This window comes from bacterium, assembly GCA_026414725.1.
In the GTDB taxonomy this organism is placed as follows: Bacteria; Ratteibacteria; UBA8468; order B48-G9; family JAFGKM01; genus JAAYXZ01.
On the sequence record JAOAIL010000002.1, the window covers coordinates 80,804 to 102,410 of the forward strand.

The window sequence follows — 21,607 nt, forward strand, 5'->3', positions numbered from 1 at the left end:
AAAAATGGATAGAGAGATTGCAATTAAGATAGAAAACTTGAGTAAAAGATATAGAATAGGGGAACAATTGCCTTACCGAACACTGAGAGATGAAATAGTAAAGTTTATCTCTACCCCTTTCAAAAAAACTTTTAAAAGAGAAGGAGAAATTAACTATATCTGGGCATTGAAAAATGTATCACTGGAAATAATGAAGGGAGAGGTTATAGGTATAATAGGAAGAAATGGAGCAGGGAAGACCACCCTTTTAAAAATTCTATCCAGAATAACAAAACCTACATATGGCTATGTTGAAATTAGAGGCAGGGTTGGTTCACTCCTGGAAGTAGGGACTGGTTTCCATCCTGAATTAACAGGGAGAGAAAATATCTATCTAAATGCTGCTATATTAGGTATGAGGAAAAAAGAAATAGACAGAAAATTTGATGATATTGTTTCATTTGCAGAAATAGGCAAGTTTCTTGATACTCCTGTTAAAAGATACAGTGCAGGTATGTATGTCCGACTTGCCTTTTCAGTTGCTGCTTATCTTGAACCAGAAATTCTACTTGTGGATGAGGTCTTAGCAGTAGGGGATATTGCCTTTCAGAGAAAATGTCTCGGTAAAATGGGTGAGGTAGCAAAAGAAGGAAGAACCGTCCTTTTTGTAAGTCATAATATGTCTGCTGTAAGGGGATTGTGTAATAAAGTTATGTGGATTGAAAAAGGGGAGATAAAGAAAACAGGAAATAGTGATGAAATTACAAGAGAATATGAAGAGGCATTTATCCAGAAATATGGAGGTATTTCCTCTTTAAGGATAAGAGATAAAGAAGAAATAAGAAACAAGAAATTCTACTTTGTTAAAACCGAATTATTTGATGAAGAAGGAAATCCGAGGATAGGATTTAAATACAATGAAAAAATCATTTTATCTGTTCATCTTGAAGGTGAAATTGAAGAAAAATACCATATTGTATTCAGGATATATGACAAAAATGGAATAATGATATTTTCTGGTGCTTCCGCAGAATTACATAATAAATATTTTGAGACGGAAGTAATGAACCTAAGAATAGAAATAGGACCGACAAACCTGACAATTGGGAACTATAGAATAGAACTTGTTTTAAGAAAAGGTAGAATTCAAAGTGGAGATAGGGACGAGATTGATATATGGGAAGATGCAATGAACTTTGAAATAACGGACTGCAGACCATTTGAAACGAACTGGGAACTACAGAATCCCAGAGATGGGATTTATATAATACCTAATAGATTTTTTGACTGAGAAAAAATACTATGAAAATTTTATTTATAAATCCTCAACAATATGTAAATTGGAAAGAATAAACCATCAACTGATGAAATATCTTTTGACATTTAATATGAAAGATAAACACTACTCAAAGAACAATGAAAATCATATATAGAAACTATAATCTGAAAAACCCGGAAGTGAGTATTATTCTCATTGATTGGTCTGTGAGACATAGTTTTCATATTCTGGATTATTTGAATCAACAAACTGTTCCGAGGGATAGATATGAAATTATATGGATTGAGTATTATAGCAGAATCCCCGAAGAACTTATGGATAAACTCAATAATTCATTAAAAAAAGGAATACCTGTTCTTGACCAGTGGATAGTAATGGAAACCCCGGAGGACTTCTGCCATCATAAACACAGAATGTTTAATTTAGGTATTGTTGTGAGCAGAGGAAAGATTATAGTTATTCCTGACAGCGATGCGATGGTAAGAAGCACTTTTATAGAGTCAATAATCAAGACATTTAATGAAAATGACAATATTGTTTTACATATAGATGAGATAAGGAACAAGAAAAGGAAATTTTATCCATTTAACTATCCTTCTATTGATGAAATTACTTCTGAAGGAATGGTATTCCGCTGGGATGGTAAAACACCTGTATCTGAATTATCTGACCCTATACATCTTCTCAATTATGGCGCCTGCCTGTGTGCAAAAAGAGATGACTTAATAGATATAGGTGGTGCTGATGAACATATTGATTATTTAGGGCATGTATGTGGTGTATATGATATGACATTCCGTCTGAAAAACGCTGGCAAAAGAGAAATCTGGCATACAGAAGAATTTCTATACCACACCTGGCATCCGGGACAGGGAGGCAGTAAAATAGACCATAGAGGACCTAATGATGGTCTAGAAATGTCAACAACAGCACTTTCTTCTATTTTTAATGGAAGGATTTTAGCCCTTGTAGAAAATCCTGCAATAAAATTACTCAGAACAGGTATAACAACGAATACAGACAATTTATTAGCAGAATTTAAACCAGCAGAAGAATGGCGAGCTGACAATATCAAAAAAACACCTTCGTTTAATAGTTTTTTAAAGAAATACCAGGATTGCTATTTTAAGATAAATACTCTGTTCTGGAAATTTCTCTTTATAAACTCCTTCATGCCAGCAATAAAATCTCTTCCGAGAAAAATTCAAGGCGAAATAAACAAGAATAGAAAACAAATTTTGGCTGAAAGTAATTTGAATAAAAAAAGTATTTACCCTGTTGTTCCTTTAATAAAAAAGTTATATAAAGCACCTCAATGGTTTTATTTTTTTCTTCTACGTTTTTTTTATTCCTATAACAAAAATATATTAGAAAACTGCCTTAGTTTATTTTATAATAATCTTAAAGAAGAGACAGCAGTAGTTGTGGTAGGGAACAAGGACTTAAAGAAAATTATTAAATATATTGCTAAAAAATTCAAAATAAATATAAGAGAGATAGATAAATGTGAAACCTTTAATGGAAAGACAATCATTGCAATAACACCTGAAGTAGAAGTGGGAAGTTTTGATATCCCTACAGTAAACTGGAAAAGATACGAAAGGGAAGTAAGAAAAGAGATTAGCAAATTAATGAACTATGGAGTAAAAAAAGAGAACATTTTAATTTTATGAGAGGATATAATGGTTATAAGCAGAACTCCTTTTAGAATATCTTTCTTCGGTGGAGGAACTGATTATCCTGCATGGTACCGTAATAATAAAGGGTCTGTACTTTCTACTACAATAGATAAATATTGCTATATAAGTTGTAGATATCTTCCTCCATTTTTTGAACACAAACATAGGGTTGTATATTCTTTAATAGAAAATGTTAAATCTATTGGTGAGATTAAACATCCTGCTGTAAAGGCAGTATTAGAGTACATGAAAATAGATGAAGGGGTTGAGATACACCATGATGGTGACCTACCTGCCAGAACAGGACTGGGTTCAAGTTCATCTTTTACAGTTGGACTTCTGAATGCTCTTTATGCATTAAAAGGGACTATGGCATCCAAAGAAAAATTAGCAAAAGAAGCGATATATATTGAACAGGAGATACTGAAAGAAAATGTTGGCTCGCAGGACCAGGTTGCAGTAGCATTTGGAGGCCTTAATAAAATATCTTTCCATCCAGACGATAGTTTCACAGTAGAACCAATTATTCTTCCATCAGAAAGAAAAGAAGAACTTCAAAGACACTTACTACTCTATTTTACAGGATTCTCAAGAATTGCATCAGAAATTGCAGCAGAACAGATTTCTTGTATTGACAAAAAGAAATATGAATTAAGAATAATTCAACAGATGGTTGATGAGGCAATAAACATACTCGCTGGTGGAAAAGATATAAAAGAATTTGGGAAATTGCTTGATGAGACATGGAAGTTAAAAAGAGAACTAACCAAAAGAATATCTAATGAATATATTGACAATATATATGAAAAAGCAAGGGAATCAGGAGTAATAGGAGGCAAACTATTAGGAGCAGGTGGAGGTGGATTTATGCTATTTTTTGCTCCTCCAGAATTACACCAAAGAATAAAAGAAGAGATAGGTGGACTTTTTGTTCCATTTAGGTTTGAAAATTATGGCAGTCAAATAATTGTATATCAAGAGTGATAAGGAGATAAAATGCATGATATAAAAAAGTTAGAAATAAAAGCATGTGAAATGAGAAAAAAAGTGCTTGATATGTGTATTAAAGCAGGGACAGGCCATGTAACCTCTTCTTTTTCCTGTGTGGAAATTCTTGTTGCTTTGTATCACGGGAAAATTCTTAATTACAAACCAGATGAACCTGAATGGGAAAAAAGAGATAGATTTATTTTAAGCAAAGGACAGGCGAGCCCTATTTTATATGCTGTTTTAGCTGATACAGGATTTTTCCCGATAGAATGGCTAGATAATTTTTGTAAGGCAGATGGAAAATTCGGAGTACATTTACAGCATGATATCCCAGGAGTAGAAATTACAGCAGGTTCTCTTGGACAGGGCTTTGGAATAGGAGTAGGCATGGCATTAGCAGCCAAACAGGATAAGAAAGACCATATGATATTTACACTACTTGGAGATGGAGAGTGTTATGAAGGCTCTATCTGGGAATCTGCTATGTTTGCAAGTCATCATAAGTTAGACAATTTAGTTGCCATAGTTGACAGAAATGGACTATGTGTTATGGACTTCACAGAAAAAATCGTGAAATTAGAACCACTGGATAAAAGATGGGCATCTTTTGGATGGGATACTGCTGTAATTGATGGCCATTCATTTAAAGAGCTTTTTTCCGTTCTTTCAAAAGTTCATAAACGGGCAAATAAAACCCAAAAACCACTGGTTATTATAGCCAATACAATAAAAGGAAAAGGTGTTTGTTTTATGGAAAACAAACCGTTATGGCATGGTGTAGCACCGAAAGGTAAAGAAGCAGAATTAGCAATATGTGAATTACTAAAAAAAGGAACTTAAAATGAATAAAATATCAATGCGAGATGCTTTTTTTGGTAGATTATATGAACTTGCAATAAAAGATAAAAATATAATGGTAATAAGTGCGGATATGGGAGCACCCGCCCTTGATAAATTCAGAAATAATCTGAAGGAACAGTTTATAAATGTTGGCATCGCTGAACAAAATATGGTTACCTTAGCAACAGGGCTTGCTTTAAGTGGGAAGAAAACATTTATTTATGCCATTATGCCCTTTGTTACCGCAAGATGTTATGAAATAACCAGAATATGTATAAGCCTCATGAATGTTCCTGTAGTTGCCGTAGGAGTAGGAGCAGGTTTTAGTTATCACGACTCAGGTCCCACTCATCATTCTACTGAAGATATAACAATTATGCGGGCACTACCCAATATGGTAGTTTTTAACTCTACAGATAGTATAATGGCAGGTAAATTGGCTGATATTTCCTATCATTTATCTTCCCCGTGCTATATCCGACTGGACAGAGAACTTTTACCTGATATCTATACTAAAAATGAAAATTTTTCTGATGGATTAACCGTCTTTAAACAAAGTAAAAATATTTACATCATAGCAACGGGAAATATGGTTCACAGAGCCATGGATGTCTCTGAAGAACTTAAAAAACATAACATCTCTGCTGGTGTAATTGACCTGTATAGAATAAAACCTCTAAATGAAAAATTGTTATCTTCTATAGTTAAAAATATAAAAGGGATTGTTACCCTTGAAGAACATTTTCTCGCCGGTGGTATAGGAAGTTTGGTCGCTGAATTTCTCGCTGACAATAACATAAAACTACCACTTAAAAGGATAGGGATAAATGATAGATATTACTATGTGTATGGTGGAAGGGAGAATATTCAAAAGATATGTGGACTGGATATAAAGACCATTGTAAAGGAAATTCTTAAATGGATACAAAAAATCTGATTTCCATTGTGTTCTCATTCAGGAATGAAGAAGAAAACATCCCAGACCTTATAAAAAGGACGAAAAATGCAATACAAAATACAGGTTATGAGTATGAAATAATTTTCGTTAATGACGCTTCTACTGATAAATCGCTTGAAATTCTAAAGAGATATGCTGAAGAAGATACAAGAATAAAGATAATAAATCTTTCCAGAAGATTTGGATATAATCAAGGGCTGATTGCAGGGCTTAATTATGCCAGAGGAGATGCTGTTATAACTCTTGATGCTGACTTACAGGACCCTCCAGAATTAATACCACAACTTATTAAAAAATGGGAAGCAGGAATGGATATTGTTCATACAATAAGAAAAAAACGAGAAGGTGAAAGTAAAATTAAAATTGTTCTTACAAAGATTGCATATAAAATTATCAGATTTATCTCTGAAGTTAAATTATTACAAGAAGCAGGGAATTTCAAACTCATATCAAGAAAAGCACTGAACGAAATTTTAAAAATACGAGAAAAAGACCCTTATGTAAGGGGAATAGTAGGTTGGGTTGGATTTAAACAGGACTATATTTATTATGTCCGTGAAAAAAGAGTAAAAGGTAAAACACATTTCCCCTTTTTAAGAAGTATGGGACCATTTATGGAATTTATAAGTGGACTAACTTCTTTCTCAATTTTACCTCTGTTATACATCGTTATATTTGGAATTATTTTATTTTTTTCTGGAATAATTTTCTTAATCCTGTCAATTTTACATATTTTAGAATTCTGGCTCGTGATTATATTTTTCCTGTCTGGAATTATAGTTTTCTCTATAGGAATTGTTGGTGTTTATACGGGAAGAATATGGAAAGAGGTTCTAAATAGGCCTAATTATATCGTTGAAAGTTTAATTAACATCAATGAAAACGATACATCATAAAAAAATTTATTTCTTTTCAATATGGTTATGTGCTTTATTATTCTTATGGATTCCCTATATCTTCTCATATTTTGCCTTTATTGACGAGGCAGGGTTATTCGCATCAGCTATACAACTCGCAAAAGGGAAACTAATATATAAAGATGTTTTTGAACCAAAAGGTCCATTCCTACTCTGGATTTATTTACTTATGGTAAAAATTTCTGCAACACACTACACATTAATACTCCATCTAACACTTTTATGTTTAATTATATTAAATTCATTTTTGATATATAAAATACTTCTCAAAGATATAAAAAGAGAATTTGCTTTTATAGCCTTTTTATATCCATTCTTCCTTGCTTGTTTTTACCCCGGGAATATGGCAGGCAGCAGGGAACCTTTCTTTACATTTTTTATACTAATAACATTTTATTTACTTTTATACTTTTCTCATAAAAATAAATTGGTTTTTTTAGCAGGAATTATCGCTGGAAGCACTTTACTATTCAAACCATTTAGTATATTTTCTATATTATCCTGTGGTTTTCTTTCATACTATTACACAAAAGTAAGATTAAAACCTCTAATATTTTTTATTGCTTCTTCAATAGTACCTGTTTTTTTTATTTTTTATCTGTTTCACAAAGGATTACTATCTGACTTCTGGTTATGGAATGTTAAATATGCCATTTTTATTTCAAAAACAATCCCTTTATGGAGAAAGATTTATCATACCCTTGCTATGTTAGGTAGATTACTATTGTTTAATCCAGTATATTTAATGTTTGGAATACCTGTAATATTTAACAAATCCCTTTTTCTAAAAAATATAGATATAGTTCTTTTATTCTTCTCTACTTTACTATGGGCAATTATGCATGGCTTGCCTTTCCCTCATTACTATATTCCTCTCATTCCTTTTATTTTTCTCTTATCAGTTAAGGGATTTTATAACTTCCATCAGATATATACTTTCGGTAAAGTCAAAAAATATTTTTATCTTTTAATTTTACTTTCTATTTCCCAATCTCTTTTACACTGGAATGGTATTGACTTTCATAAGCAATGGATAAGATTCATAAAAGAAAAAAAATGGGAAGCAAGATATGAAAAAAATAAAGATATTGAATTGATAAATTATATTCAGGAAAATGTTCCGCAGAATGAAAAAATAGTACTCTGGGGATTAAATCCGAGAATATATATATTCTCAGAAAGAGAACCAGGAACAAGGTTTATTTCATCAGTAGAACCGGTTAATGGTTTTGTTTATTACGATATCCGGAAAATTATACAGTTCCCTGAAGCAGAGCAATTATTTCTTTACGACCTTGAATCCAATAAAGTAAAATATTTTATAGATGTTACTAATAAAAGTTTATTAAATATGGGATATTACACTATAGATAAATATCCTGCTATTGCAAAGTATCTATATGAAAATTTTATTTTGATAGGTAATATAAATGGATGTTATATATGGAAAAGGAGTAGTTATGAATAATAAAAAAATAAAAATTCTAGTTACTGGTGGAGCAGGATATATTGGTTCTGTTTTAGTCCCCTTTTTCTTAGAAAAAGGTTATGAAATTATAGTTCTTGACAATTTTATGTATAATCAGACGTCACTTCTTGACTGTTGCCACTTTAAAAATCTTGAAATCATAAGAGGAGATGTAAGAGACAAAAATTTATTGAAAGAATTAATAAGAAGAGTGGATATTATTTTCCCACTTGCCTGTATAACAGGTGCACCTGCCTGTGCAAAAAACCCAATTACAGCAGAAGAAGTGAACCTCAATGCAATTAAAACCATCATAAAAGAAAGAAGTAAAGACCAAATTATAATCTTCCCAACAACAAATAGTGGATATGGTATAGGACAGGAAGGAATTTATTGCACAGAAGAAACACCACTAAATCCCATTTCTTTATATGGTAGATTAAAAGTAGAAGCAGAAAAAGCAATTCTTGACTCCGGGAATTCTATAACTTTAAGATTAGCCACTGTTTTCGGTATAAGCCCAAGGATGCGACTTGACTTGCTTGTAAATGACTTTGTTTATAGAGCGGTAACAGATAGAAGTTTAATCCTTTTTCAGGGGCATTTTAAAAGAAACTATGTTTATATAGGAGATGTCGCAAAGGTTTTTTTACACTGTCTAACAAATTTTGATAAAATGAAAAACCAGCCATATAATTTTGGATTAAGTAATGCAAATTTAAGTAAGATTGAACTCTGTCAGAAGATAAAAGAACAGATACCTGACTTTTATTTTGTTGAAGCAGAAGTAGGAGAAGACCCTGATAAAAGAAACTATATTGTAAGCAATGAAAAAATAGAAAAGAGCGGTTTTAAAGCAGAAGTATCTGTAGAAGAAGGTATAAAAGAACTTATAAAAGGATACCAGATTATAAGAAAAAATCAGTTTACAAATATCTGATTATGGAAAACATTGATTTGATTCTGGTCAATCCCGGTGTCCGTTCAGCCACATATGGAAAATTGGGACAGTCACTTGCAGGTATAGAACCACCCTTATGGTGTGGACTAACCGCTTCTTTCATAAGACAACTCGGTTTTTCTGTAAAAATCATTGATGCTGATGCAGAAGAATTATCTCCTGAAGAAACTGCGGACAGGATTTTAGAAAATACTCCATTATTGATAAATATCGTGGTTATGGGAACAAATCCTTCTGCTTCATCCACTCCCAAAATGGTTGTGACAAGGAAACTAATAGAAAATATTAAGAAAAAATCTGATGTAAAAATAGTATTAAGTGGTATTCATCCTTCTGCGCTACCTGAACAGACATTAAAGGAAGAAAAAACAGATTATATTGCTTACGGAGAAGGGTTTTATACCATTCTACAATTACTAAAGATGCTAAAAGATAAGTCCTTAAAAATTGATGAGATTGAAGGGCTATTCTATAGAAAAAACGGAGAAATAAAAGCCAATAAACCAGCAGAATTGATTAAAGATGTTGATATGCTTCCTTTTGTTGCCTGGGACCTTTTACCTATGGAAAAATATAGGGCACACAACTGGCACTGTTTTGGAGATATTGAAAACAGGAGCCCTTATGCTGCTATATATACAAGTTTTGGCTGTCCATACCACTGCAATTATTGCAATATCCACGCTGTTTATAATCAGAAGCCAGGCATAAGATACCGTTCCTGTGAAAAGGTAGTTGATGAGATAGGACTGCTTGTTGAAAAATATAAAATCAGGCATCTTAAAATTGCAGATGAGTTATTTGTATTAAACAAAAAGAGGGTAGAAAAAATATGTGACCTTATAATTGAAAGAGGATACAAACTAAATATATGGGCTTATGCGAGAATTGATACGGTTGATGAAAACATATTGAGGAAACTAAAACAGACAGGTGTGAACTGGCTATGTTATGGTATTGAATCAGCAAATGAACAAGTTAGGGAAGGGGTTTCTAAAAAAATACAGCAGGATAAAATTGAAAATGTAATAAAAATGACGAAAGATGCCGGTATATATGTATTAGGTAATTTTATATTTGGACTTCCTGATGATAACCTTGAAACAATGGAAGAAACATTACAAATGGCAGAGCGACTGAACTGTGAATATGTAAATTTCTATGCAGCTATGGCTTATCCTGGTTCTGGGCTCTACTATGAAGCAATTAAAAAAGGAATAACACTACCTGACAGATGGGATGGTTATGCTCAACTTTCTTATGAGACATTACCACTACCAACGAAATATCTTACAGGAGAACAGGTTTTAAAATTCAGAGATGAAGCATTTATCAGATATTACAGTAGAAAGGAATATCTGGATATGATAAATGAGAAATTTGGTAGCAAAGTGGTCCAGCATATAAAACAGATGCTTGAACATAAGATTGAAAGGAAACACATAAAATGAAAGTACCCTTTGGAGCATTATCTATCACCCAAAAATCAAAAGAATTGATAGAAGAGATATTAAAAACAGGAAGAGTTTCAAGTGGTAGATATGTAAGGGAATTTGAAAAAAAATTCGCCGAACTTACAGGAACAAAAGAAGCAGTTGCAGTAAGTTCTGGCACAGATGCACTGGCACTTGCACTGGCAGTTCTTTATGACTTTGGAGCAAAGAGAGGCGATGAGGTAATAATACCTGCTCTTTCTTTTATTGCTACTGCCAATGCTGTTTTACAGGCAGGTTTTACACCTGTCTTTGTTGATATAAAATTAGAGACATTGAATATTGACCCAGAGAAGATAGAAAGTGCCATTACCAAGAAAACAAAGGCAATTATACCTGTCCACCTTATGGGAAAACCAGCAGAGATGGATAAGATAATCAATATCGCAAAAAAATATAAGTTGTTTATTATTGAAGACGCTGCTGAAGCTCATGGAGCAGAATATAAAGGAAGAAAAATAGGATGTCTTGGAGATATGGCTGGTTTTAGTTTATATGTAGCACATATAATAACAACAATAGAAGGAGGAATTATAACAACTGATAGAAGTGATTTTGCTGAAATTTTAAGGTCATTAAGGTCCCATGGGAGAGCATGTAAATGTAATGTCTGTACATTAAACACATCAGAAGCATACTGTAGGAAAAGATTTAAAGAAGGTAGAGATATAAGATTTGTCTTTGAACGCGCAGGGTTTTCATCAAAAATGAATGAAGTTGAAGCAGCAATTGGTCTTGGTAATTTAGATATATATGAGGAAATTTTGAGTGCAAGAAGGCGAAATTTACATCTTATGATAGAAAGATTTAAAGAATTTTCTGACTACTTTTTTACAATTAAAGAAGAACCTTATGAAAAGATAGGTCCTCATGCTTTCCCTGTTATTATTAAAAAGGGGGTTGATATTAACAGGAACCAACTCGTTGATTTTCTCACTAAAAACGGAATAGATACAAGAGACCTCTTTTCTTCTATACCAACACAGTGTAGTGGATACAAATTTTTGGGCTATAAGAAAGGTAATTTTCCAAATGCTGAATATATAGGAAACAATGGTATTCATATAGGAATTCACCAGAATATAGATAAAAGTTTAATAGATTATATCATCAAAATCTTCAGGGATTTTATTAGTAAAAAATCATGAAAAAAGACAGTTTAATCTATATTGCAGGTCATACAGGACTCATCGGCTCTGCTATCACCAGAGGGCTTAAATCTCTCGGCTATAAAAATCTTATTTTAAAAACACATAACGAATTAGACCTTATAAATCAAAAAGAAGTTGAAAAACTTTTTAAGAAGGAAAGACCTGAATATGTATTTGTATGTGCTGGGAAAACAGGTGGAATATATGCTAATATGAAATATCCGGCTGACTTTATATATCAAAATCTTCTTATATCTGCTAATCTCATTCATTCTTCTTTCCTTTATAAGGTAAAAAAACTACTTTATATAGGATGTTCCTGTATGTACCCAAAGTTCTGTAAACAACCCATGAAGGAAGAATATCTTTTAACAGGAGCACTTGAACCAACGAGCGAACCATATGCTATCGCTAAAATAGCAGGAATCAAAATGTGTATTTCTTATTACAGACAGTACGGTTCTAATTTCATCCCTGTTATAGCAGGAAATATCTATGGTCCCGGAGGAAGTCATTTTAACGAAGAGGCACATGTTATCCCTTCTTTAATTAGAAAGTTTTATGAGGCAAAAAGAAATAATGAGAAATCAGTAACAATCGGTGGAACAGGCAAACCCACGAGGGACTTTTTATATGTAGATGACATGGCAGATGCCTGTATATTTTTAATGAGAAACCTGGAAGGTGGTGAAATTTATAATATCGGAACAGGAACTTCTGTATCAATATCAGAAATAGCGCATATCATCAAGTCGGAAATAAAATATAAAGGGGAAATAGTATTTGATATATCTAAACCTGATGGAATGTTACAGCGATGCCTTGATATAACAAAGATTAAAAATATAGGATGGAAGCCAAAAACACAAATAAAAGAAGGAATAAAGAAAACTTTACAATGGTTTATGAGATAATTCTAAAAATATGCTAACGAATATAAGAATTTTTCTTATTTTAATTAATAGTTTTAGTGTACAAATGTTTGAAAATATTAAATTTAGCATTATACTTCACGGTATTCTTTCTTTGTCTGACATACCCGCATATTTCAGAAGAAAAATGAGAAATATAAAAACTAAATATAGCATAACAATAAGTTCAACAGATACAGATAGTAAAGAAAGAAATGGTTTAAAGAAACTAAAAAAAATCTTCTATTATTTTTTTCTGATAAGGCATCTTTACCGTTTTATCAAAAACATCATCTTTACTACAATACTTATTTACTGTAATAACAAGTCCTTAATTAAAAAATGCTATAACTTCATAAATAAAAAGAAAAATTCTAAAGAAAAAGAAGTAGCTCTGGTGGGCATAAGCGATACAGCCAAAATAATCATATTGCTTATGAAAAGAAGCGGGATAAAAATTAAGGGAATATATGACAATGTTAGTGGCTTAAAATTTTTGGGATATTATGTAAAACATTATTCTGAACTATGTGGTTATAATGGTGCGGTTTTAGTCACTTCCTCTATTAATTCATACGAAAAATTTGAAAAACTGATAAGAAGTGGTGTCCATCCAGAAAATATAGAGATTTTAAACAATGAATAAAATTCCAGAAATTTCTCTACTACTACCTACAAGAAATAGAGTATGGGCATTAAAAAGGTTGTTTGAAAGCATAATAAAAACAACATATGACTATAAAAATATAGAAATTGTTTTATATATTGATGAAGATGATTTACAGAGTAGAGATATTACATTAAACGAAATAACTCTAAAAAAGATTACTGGACCTCGCCAGGAAATGGGAAAGGTTTTAAATACCTGTTATAAAGAATCAAAAGGACATTGTTTAATAAATATAAATGACGATGCCGTGTTTGAAACCGCAAATTGGGATATTTTAATTCTGAATCGTATAAAAGATATTCAGGATGAAATATATCTAATCTATGGAAATGACCTGCATAAAGGCAAAAAACATCCTACTTTCCCAGGAATTTCAAGAAAAGTATGTGAGATATTGGATGGATTTTCTCATTATGGATATGAGAGATTTCTTATAGAAACGCATTTATTTGATATTTTTATCAAACTAAGAAAACTTGGATATAGCAGAATTTTTTACATGTCTGATGTAATTTTTGAACATAGACATTACCTTGCAGATAAATCATCACCTGATGAAACATATCTTTCGAGAAATACATATAAAGACCATCATCTATTTATTTCTCTCGCAAGAGATAGACATTATAGCGCTCTAAAATTGGCACAGTATATATGTAATATCAGAAATTATTGTAAAAATGAACTATATTAAAAAGGGGAAATTATGAAAAAAGCATTGATAACAGGTATTACGGGTCAGGATGGTTCTTATCTTGCAGAATTATTGCTGGAAAAAGGATATGAAGTTCATGGTATTGTAAGAAGAGTTGCTTTTGAAGATCCGGAACATAGATTATGGCGAATAAAACACATTAGAGATAAATTATATTTACACTGTGGTTCTATGGAAAGTTATGCCAGTATTTATAATATAGTTGAACAGGTCAAACCAGACGAATGTTATCATCTTGCCGCTCAGAGTTTTGTAAGTTACTCATTTGAAGATGAATTTTCCACATTGAATACAAATATAAATGGAACAACATATATTCTATCTGCTATAAAAAATAGAAAACCAGATTGTAAATTTTATTTTGCTGCCTCCAGTGAAATGTTCGGACATGTTCTTGAAACTCCTCAGAAAGAAAGTACTCCTTTTAATCCAAGATCTCCTTATGGAATTTCAAAAGTAGTTGGCTATTATTTTACAAAAAATTATAGAGAAGCTTATAACATATTTGCCTGTAGCGGCATATGTTTTAACCATGAATCACCGAGGAGAGGATTTGAATTTGTTACAAAAAAAATTTCAAGGGGAGTTGCAATGATAAAATTTGGTCTTACTGATAAAATAAAGATTGGAAATCTTGAAGCAAAAAGAGATTGGGGATTTGCTCCTGAATATGTAGAAGCAATGTATATAATGCTTCAGCAAAGCAAACCAGAAGATTACGTTATAGCAACAGGAGAAACACATTCTGTAAAGGAATTTGTTGAACTTGCCTTTGAAACAGCAGAACTGAACTGGGAAAAATATGTTGAAATAGATAGTTCTTTATTCAGACCTGCTGAGGTTTATGAACTTAAAGGAGATATAACAAAGATTAAAAAAGAAATTGGCTGGCAACCTAAAATAAAATTTAAAGAACTTGTAAAACTTATGGTTGAAAATGACCTTAAAGAAATACAGAAACTTCAGAAAAAATGAATATATGCATTGATGCTGGAATGGGACTTATTTCACGGGAAAAAGGAGGAATTTACTATCTGATACCTCAATTTTTGGATGCACTATATAAGGTCGCACCGGAGAATCAATATATAATCTATGGCTATTTTATAAGAAAATATCACAGCAGAATTAAACATATAAAGGAAATACTTACCTCTGATAAATTTCACTTTAGATTTCTACCTTTACCTTCTAAAATTGTAGAAATAACAGAGCAAAAAATAAAATTTCCTTTAATAGAACTCTTTTTAAGCAAAAACCCCATATCTGTATACCATGGATTCTGTGGGGGGTATTTACCCTGTTTCAAAAAGATAAAGACAGTATATACAGTATATGACCTATCGTTTGAAATAAACCCAGGATTTTATCAAGATAAATGGTACAAATATATAAAAGATAGTGCCCTCAGAGCAGATATTATAATTACTCCTTCACTTTCCACTAAAAATGACCTTATAAGGGTTTATGATATACCTGACAATAAAATCAGAGTTACGCATTTAGGAATTAATACATCTATTTTTAAACCTATTGAAAAGGAAATAGCAAGACAATTTTTAAAAAAACATTTTCCATTTGAAAAGTACATTCTTACAGTAGCGACATCTATAAAAAGAAAAAACCTTCCTTTCTTACTTGATGTTTATAAAATGCTGAAAGAAAAGAAAATTGAAGAAAAACTTGTAATTATAGCAGGTACTGATTATTTGAAGAATGATATTTTAAAAATTTCTATAGACAGAAAAATAGAGCAGGATGTTTTTTGTTTAACAGAAATCCCTGTTGAAAATATGCCTTATTTTTATGCAGGGGCTGAACTATTTCTCTTCCTATCTCTTTATGAGGGGTTTGGTCTTCCTGCCCTTGAAGCAATGAGTTGTGGCTGTCCTGTGGTAGTTTCTAATGTGTCCTCCCTTCCTGAAATAGTTGCTGATGCTGGTATCACTGTAAGTCCTTATGATAAGGAAGAAGCATGTAATAAAATCATAGAAATTTTAAATAATGATACTATTAAATCAGCAATGATAAAAAAAGGACTTGAGAGAAGTAAAATATTCAGTTGGGAAAAATGTGCAAAAGAAACATTAGAGGTTTATAAGAGTTTGGTAACATAATGAAAAAAATCAAAATATGTTATGTAATTGGGACTTTAGAAATAGGAGGGGCAGAAAAACAGTTATTGAAACTTATCCAGAATATGGATAAAGAAAAGTTTTCACATGTAGTTATTGCCTTGAGAGGTGGAAGGTTAAAAGAAGAGTTTGAAAAGGAAACAAATGTTATAATAGCAGGAAAGAAGTGGAAAATAGATGTGTTTTTCTTGTTCCGTTTAATCTCAATAATTAGAAAAGAGAGTCCTGATATTCTTCATACCTTTATGTTTACTTCTAACACTTGGGGACGGATTTCTGGTATAATTGGGAGAGTTCCTGTAATAATCTCTTCTGAAAGGTGTGTAGATATATGGAAAAGGTGGTATCACAAATGGACGGATAGAATTTTACTTAAATATACATATAAAGTAGTGGGAAATTCCAATTCGGTGAAAAAATTTTATCAAAAAACAGAAAAAATACCTGAAAATAAGATAACTGTGATTTATAATGGAGTGGACTTAAAAGAATTCGGAAATATAAATACCCGAGTTGAAATAAAAAAAGAGGGTTTTTGGGTTGGAGCAGGAGGAAGATTTACAGAACAAAAAGGTCTTATCAATCTTCTCAAAGCAGTTCCTGAAGTAATAAAAATATTCCCCAAAACTAAGTTTGTACTTGTCGGAGATGGACCTTTAAGAAATACCTTTGAAAAGTTTGTAAAAGATAATGGAACTTCTGGAAATGTTATGTTTACCGGTTATAGAAAAGACATACTTTCTATATTCTCTTTATGTGATGTTATTGTTGTCCCATCTTTGTTTGAGGGAATGCCTAATATAGTACTTGAAGCGATGGCACTGAAAAAACCAGTAATAGGAACAAATATACCTGAAATTGCTGAGCTGATTATAGATGAAAAAAATGGATTCCTGGTACCTGTAAAGGATAATGTAAAAGATATTGCAGAAAAGATATTATTCCTTTGGAAAACTCCTGAAGTAAAAGAAAAAATGGGAGAGGCAGGGTATAATTTAATAAAAGAGAGATTTTCGCTTGAAAGAATGGTAAGGGAATATGAAACCTTGTATATAGAGGCATTGGGGTATAAATAGTATTTCACTTTTACCCTGCTTTTATCCTCTTAAAAGTGAAGAAACTATGAATAATGAAAAGGGATAAAAAATGTGTGCAATATGTGGAATAATAAATAAAAATATCTCGGTAGATAGTGAATTACTTAAGAAAATGACAGACATTATGGAATATAGAGGACCCGATGAGAGTGGTTTTTATATAAAAGATACTATAGGATTAGGACACAGACGACTTAAAATAATAGACCTTATCACAGGAAAACAACCCTTATCAAATGAGGATGAAAGTATATTTCTGATATGTAATGGGGAAATTTATAACTTTCAGGAGTTAAGAAAATTATTGGAAGAACAAGAGCATAAATTTAGAAGTAAATCAGATAGTGAGGTTATACTCCATCTTTATGAAGAAAAAGGAATTGATTGTCTTAATTACTTAAGAGGAATGTTTGCATTTGCTATATGGGATGGTAAAGAGAAAAAACTTTTTCTTGCGAGAGATAGAATAGGTAAAAAACCACTTGTGTATTGCGAATTACCCGAAGGATTTATATTTGCTTCAGAGATTAAAGCACTGCTTTTACATCCTTCTGTTAGAAAAGAAATTGACCCTCTCGCTGTTGATTTATTCCTAACATATCAGGCAGTTCCTTCTCCTGGTACGATATTCAAAAAGATTAAAAAATTACCCTCTGCACATTATCTTATATGGCAGAATGGAGAAATAAAAGAAATTAAAAATTACTGGGATATAAACTTTCATCAAAAGATAAAACTTAAAAGCGAATATGAGTATTCTGACCTTCTCTGGTCAAAACTTGTTGAGTCAACAAAAATAAGGATGATAGCAGATGTTCCTTTAGGTGTGTTTCTTTCAGGAGGCATTGATTCTTCTACAATTACAGGAATTATGTCTTCTCTATCCCGCAGGCCTGTTAAGACATTTTCTATCGGTTTTAATGAGAAACAATTTGATGAACTGAAATATGCAAAAATTGTTGCTGACAGATTTGCCACAGAACACCACCAGTTTATTGTAAGACCAGATATTATGGAGATACTCCCGAAGCTCATCTGGCATTACAATGAACCTTTTGCTGATACATCAATGATACCTACCTATTATGTAGCGAGGGAGACAAAAAAATATGTTACGGTTGCCCTTAATGGAGATGGAGGAGATGAAAACCTTGCTGGTTATACAAGATACTGGCAGATGATTTTAATGAAAAATATTCAATTTGGTACTTCTATTATTCCATTTGTTATAAAAAAATGGTTGATAGAAACACTTTTGGATGGGTATAATAGACATCCCGATTCAACCTTTTTTCGGATATGGAAATGGATGGATGAAACAGAAAAATATGGAGACGCCTATGCATATGGAAGACGGCTTATTTCCTTTGCCTCAGAACATAAAGAAGAGATTTATTCTAACTGGTTTAAGTCAGAACTACATAATACAGATGCCCTATCTCCCTTAAGAAACTTCTGGGAAGCGACTAAAACATTAAATTTGCTTGAAAAAATGATTTATACTGACTTTCATTTATACCTAGCAGATGTTCTTACAGTAAAAATGGACATTGCTTCTATGGCTAATTCACTTGAAACAAGAAGTCCTTTCCTTGACCAGCAGTTTGTTGAAACAATTGCTTCTTTCCCACCTGAAATTAAATTCAAAAGATGGACATCTAAATATATTTTAAAAAAGAAACTACAGGGATTTTTACCAGAAGAGATACTTAATAGAGAAAAGATGGGGTTTGGACTTCCTATAGGAGAATGGTTCAGAAAAGAATTAAAGGATTATCTATGTTCGTATCTTCTTTCTGATAGTTTTGCAAAAAGAAACTTTTTTAATCCTGAAGCAGTAAAAAATATAATTTATCAGCATATAGAAGGGAAGAAAAACCATACAGCACGGTTATGGAATTTACTTGTTTTTGAACTCTGGTATAGAATATTTATAGAAGGAGAATCGTTTTGAAACTGTCAATAATAATACCTGTATATAATGAAAAAAATACAATTATTACTGTATTAGAAAAAGTTTTTTCTCTTCCATTAGAAAAAGAAATCATAGTTATAGATGATGGAAGCACAGACGGTACAGGAACACTTCTCAAAGAATTCCAATTTTCCAATCCAGTGTGTCAATCTACTAATTGTAAGATAATCTTTAAAGAGAAAAATGAAGGTAAAGGTGCTGCTATAAGAGAAGGACTAAAATATGCAACAGGAGAATATATAATCTTTCAGGACGCGGATTTAGAACTTAATCCAGAAGATATACCTTCTATCTTTAAATTAGTTAACGACAAGTATAAAGTTATATATGGTTCAAGATTTCTTAAAAAACAATCAGTGCCATTTATAAACTTTCTGGCTAATAGATTTCTCACCAACCTCACAAATATATTATTTGGGAGCAGGATAACCGATATGGAAACCTGCTATAAATTATGCCCGAGAGAATTATTGCTATCCTTAAATCTCCATACAAATGGTTTTGAAATTGAACCAGAAATAACCTGTAAGATTTTAAAAAAAGGATATAAGATTGAAGAAGTTCCTATAAAATATATTCCAAGAAAAGAAGGGAAAAAAATAAACTGGAAGGATGGAATAAAAGCAATTTTTTATCTTATAAAATACAGGATTAAACGATGAAATTAGAAAAATATTTCCTCGGTATTTTTCTTCTTCTATTTATATATCTTCATTTCTCTGGAATAAATTGGGGCACACCGAGTGGAAAAGTATCTTCTATGGTTTTTGAAAATAAAGAAACTATAGAAAAACTTACGCCTGTAATGTTAACAACACACCAGGAAATAAGAGAAATGCAGGTATACTATGGTGCTCCGTATAAACAGGATTATAATCTCGGGGAGAAAATAACATTAGATTTTAATGGAAAAAGAACCATTTCAAAAGATATTATTAATTCCTGCAGGAGTTATCTCACTCGTTCTTCAGGGGCAGACGAACAAGCGGTCTTAAGTGCATTAAGTAAAATGAAACCATCCCATCTTGATTTTAACCCGCATTTTTACGAATATGGAGGTGTCTATCTATATCCAATGGGTGTTTTATTTTATCTTCTTTCAAAATTAAAAATCATTACTATTACTTCAGATATGTCATTCTATTTTTTCAATCCATATGAGATAGGAAAACTTTATATATGGGGTAGATTTTGTGGTGCAATAGGTGCTCTAATTTCCATTATGGTATTTTTCTTAATCTGCAAAGAACTATTCAAAAATAAATTCCTCGTCTATATACTGACTCTATTTTATGGGGCATCTGCTGGTTTTGTAATGTGGTCTCATTATCTTAAACCATTTTCCTATGGAATGCTATGGTTTTTACTTACTATATATGCTCTGATAAAATTTTATAAATCCGAAAAAGAAAAATGGATATTTATCGCCTCTGTATTTTCCGGATTATCATTTGGAACATTACTTTCTTATGGGTATATCTACTGGGCTGTCATCTTATTCGTTTTATTTGCCAGAAAAAGTATTGTATGGAAAACAAAGAACATTTTTTTATCGTACATAATATTCCTTGCTGTGTTCTTTTTAACAAATCCATATGTGCTCCTTTCCTATAAAGAATTCTTACAGGAACTTCAATATTTAAGGACATACTGGCATAAAAATATTTCTTTTAGTGCCATATCTATATTCCTTTTTAACACTCTCAGATATGGTATGGGAACTTTATTATGGATTACTTTATTAGCAGGATTTATAGCAGGATTGTTTCATAAACCTGACAGATTATCTTTTATATTTTTATTTATTATATTACCTGGTTTTTTCTATTTTGCCTTTACAACAGCAGAATGGGTCCATTACAGTATTTTCCTATATCCTTTATTTATAATATATACAGGTTTATTGTTCTCTCGTGTTAGATTTAGTAAAATCATTACATCCTATCTTATAATTGTTGGAGTATATACTGCACTTTACACTGGTGCTTATGTTAAACTATTTAATATGGAAAACACACGTATAGAAGCAGGTATGTGGATAAACGAAAATATCTCACCCAAAGAAAAAATAGGACTTTTAGAAGCACCTTCACCTTGGAGAACTCCTCCTTTTAGATTTCTTGAATATAATATTTCAATTACAGCAGACAAAAAAGAAATTGAGAAAATAAAACCAGAGTATTTTGTTGTAAGTGAATATCAGTGGTTGAGAGGACATGGAATAAAAGCAATAAAAGATACTCTTTCTAATTATGAAATTTTGAGAAAATTTGAAAAAGAACCTTCTATATTTGGAATTAAATTTAAACATCCAGAAGATATTCCCTATGACTGGTGTCACCCAAATCCTGTAATCTTAATATGGAGAAGAAAAAACTAGTTATAAAAT

General features: G+C 31.7%; 19 protein-coding genes. All 19 read left to right on the top strand.

The genetic code is table 11. The features are described from left to right. Positions 1 to 4: 4 nt before the first annotated feature. Positions 5 to 1,270, top strand: a complete 1,266-nt coding sequence (locus N3D17_01610) for an ABC transporter ATP-binding protein (GenBank protein MCX8082084.1) — start codon at positions 5 to 7, stop codon at positions 1,268 to 1,270. Between the two features lie 125 nt (positions 1,271 to 1,395). Next, on the top strand, positions 1,396 to 2,931 hold the full coding sequence (locus N3D17_01615) for a hypothetical protein (GenBank protein ID MCX8082085.1): 1,536 nt from the start codon (positions 1,396 to 1,398) through the stop codon (positions 2,929 to 2,931). Between the two features lie 9 nt (positions 2,932 to 2,940). Then, positions 2,941 to 3,921 carry a kinase gene (locus N3D17_01620; GenBank protein ID MCX8082086.1) on the top strand — a complete coding sequence of 327 codons (981 nt, stop codon included), beginning with the start codon at positions 2,941 to 2,943 and terminating at the stop codon, positions 3,919 to 3,921. Positions 3,922 to 3,933: 12 nt separating this feature from the next. Beyond that, on the top strand, positions 3,934 to 4,767 hold the full coding sequence (locus N3D17_01625; protein ID MCX8082087.1) for a transketolase: 834 nt from the start codon (positions 3,934 to 3,936) through the stop codon (positions 4,765 to 4,767). 1 nt (position 4,768) lies between these two features. Beyond that, a complete protein-coding gene (locus tag N3D17_01630; protein MCX8082088.1) occupies positions 4,769 to 5,704 on the top strand; it encodes a 1-deoxy-D-xylulose-5-phosphate synthase in 936 nt (311 codons plus the stop codon). Beyond that, on the top strand, positions 5,686 to 6,621 hold the full coding sequence (locus tag N3D17_01635; protein MCX8082089.1) for a glycosyltransferase family 2 protein: 936 nt from the start codon (positions 5,686 to 5,688) through the stop codon (positions 6,619 to 6,621). The genes N3D17_01630 and N3D17_01635 overlap by 19 nt, the downstream gene beginning before the upstream one ends. After that, the gene (locus N3D17_01640) at positions 6,602 to 8,110 is read left to right on the top strand and encodes a hypothetical protein (protein ID MCX8082090.1); all 1,509 of its coding nucleotides are present in this window, start codon (positions 6,602 to 6,604) and stop codon (positions 8,108 to 8,110) included. The genes N3D17_01635 and N3D17_01640 overlap by 20 nt, the downstream gene beginning before the upstream one ends. Further along, the gene (locus tag N3D17_01645; GenBank protein ID MCX8082091.1) at positions 8,103 to 9,050 is read left to right on the top strand and encodes an NAD(P)-dependent oxidoreductase; all 948 of its coding nucleotides are present in this window, start codon (positions 8,103 to 8,105) and stop codon (positions 9,048 to 9,050) included. The genes N3D17_01640 and N3D17_01645 overlap by 8 nt, the downstream gene beginning before the upstream one ends. A 2-nt stretch (positions 9,051 to 9,052) precedes the next feature. Beyond that, complete coding sequence (locus tag N3D17_01650) at positions 9,053 to 10,522, top strand: B12-binding domain-containing radical SAM protein (protein MCX8082092.1); 1,470 nt, start codon at positions 9,053 to 9,055, stop codon at positions 10,520 to 10,522. Beyond that, positions 10,519 to 11,712, top strand: coding sequence for a DegT/DnrJ/EryC1/StrS family aminotransferase (locus N3D17_01655; GenBank protein ID MCX8082093.1), 1,194 nt, complete (start codon positions 10,519 to 10,521; stop codon positions 11,710 to 11,712). The genes N3D17_01650 and N3D17_01655 overlap by 4 nt, the downstream gene beginning before the upstream one ends. Continuing rightward, positions 11,709 to 12,629: a GDP-L-fucose synthase gene (locus tag N3D17_01660; GenBank protein MCX8082094.1), complete on the top strand. Its 921-nt coding sequence runs from the start codon at positions 11,709 to 11,711 to the stop codon at positions 12,627 to 12,629. Before N3D17_01655 ends, N3D17_01660 begins: the two co-directional genes overlap by 4 nt. Positions 12,630 to 12,774: 145 nt before the next feature. Continuing rightward, positions 12,775 to 13,272: a hypothetical protein gene (locus N3D17_01665; GenBank protein MCX8082095.1), complete on the top strand. Its 498-nt coding sequence runs from the start codon at positions 12,775 to 12,777 to the stop codon at positions 13,270 to 13,272. Continuing rightward, positions 13,265 to 13,990: a glycosyltransferase gene (locus N3D17_01670; GenBank protein MCX8082096.1), complete on the top strand. Its 726-nt coding sequence runs from the start codon at positions 13,265 to 13,267 to the stop codon at positions 13,988 to 13,990. Before N3D17_01665 ends, N3D17_01670 begins: the two co-directional genes overlap by 8 nt. 12 nt (positions 13,991 to 14,002) lie before the next feature. Continuing rightward, positions 14,003 to 14,986 (top strand): GDP-mannose 4,6-dehydratase, encoded by a 984-nt coding sequence (locus N3D17_01675; GenBank protein ID MCX8082097.1) that lies wholly within the window; start codon positions 14,003 to 14,005, stop codon positions 14,984 to 14,986. After that, entirely contained in the window at positions 14,983 to 16,128 is a 1,146-nt protein-coding gene (locus N3D17_01680; protein ID MCX8082098.1) for a glycosyltransferase family 4 protein, read from the top strand. The genes N3D17_01675 and N3D17_01680 overlap by 4 nt, the downstream gene beginning before the upstream one ends. After that, on the top strand, positions 16,128 to 17,222 hold the full coding sequence (locus N3D17_01685) for a glycosyltransferase (protein ID MCX8082099.1): 1,095 nt from the start codon (positions 16,128 to 16,130) through the stop codon (positions 17,220 to 17,222). Before N3D17_01680 ends, N3D17_01685 begins: the two co-directional genes overlap by 1 nt. 70 nt (positions 17,223 to 17,292) lie before the next feature. Continuing rightward, entirely contained in the window at positions 17,293 to 19,197 is a 1,905-nt protein-coding gene (gene asnB, locus N3D17_01690; protein MCX8082100.1) for an asparagine synthase (glutamine-hydrolyzing), read from the top strand. Continuing rightward, positions 19,194 to 19,880, top strand: coding sequence for a glycosyltransferase family 2 protein (locus N3D17_01695; GenBank protein MCX8082101.1), 687 nt, complete (start codon positions 19,194 to 19,196; stop codon positions 19,878 to 19,880). The genes asnB and N3D17_01695 overlap by 4 nt, the downstream gene beginning before the upstream one ends. Further along, a complete protein-coding gene (locus tag N3D17_01700; protein ID MCX8082102.1) occupies positions 19,877 to 21,598 on the top strand; it encodes a glycosyltransferase family 39 protein in 1,722 nt (573 codons plus the stop codon). The genes N3D17_01695 and N3D17_01700 overlap by 4 nt, the downstream gene beginning before the upstream one ends. Positions 21,599 to 21,607: the final 9 nt, after the last annotated feature.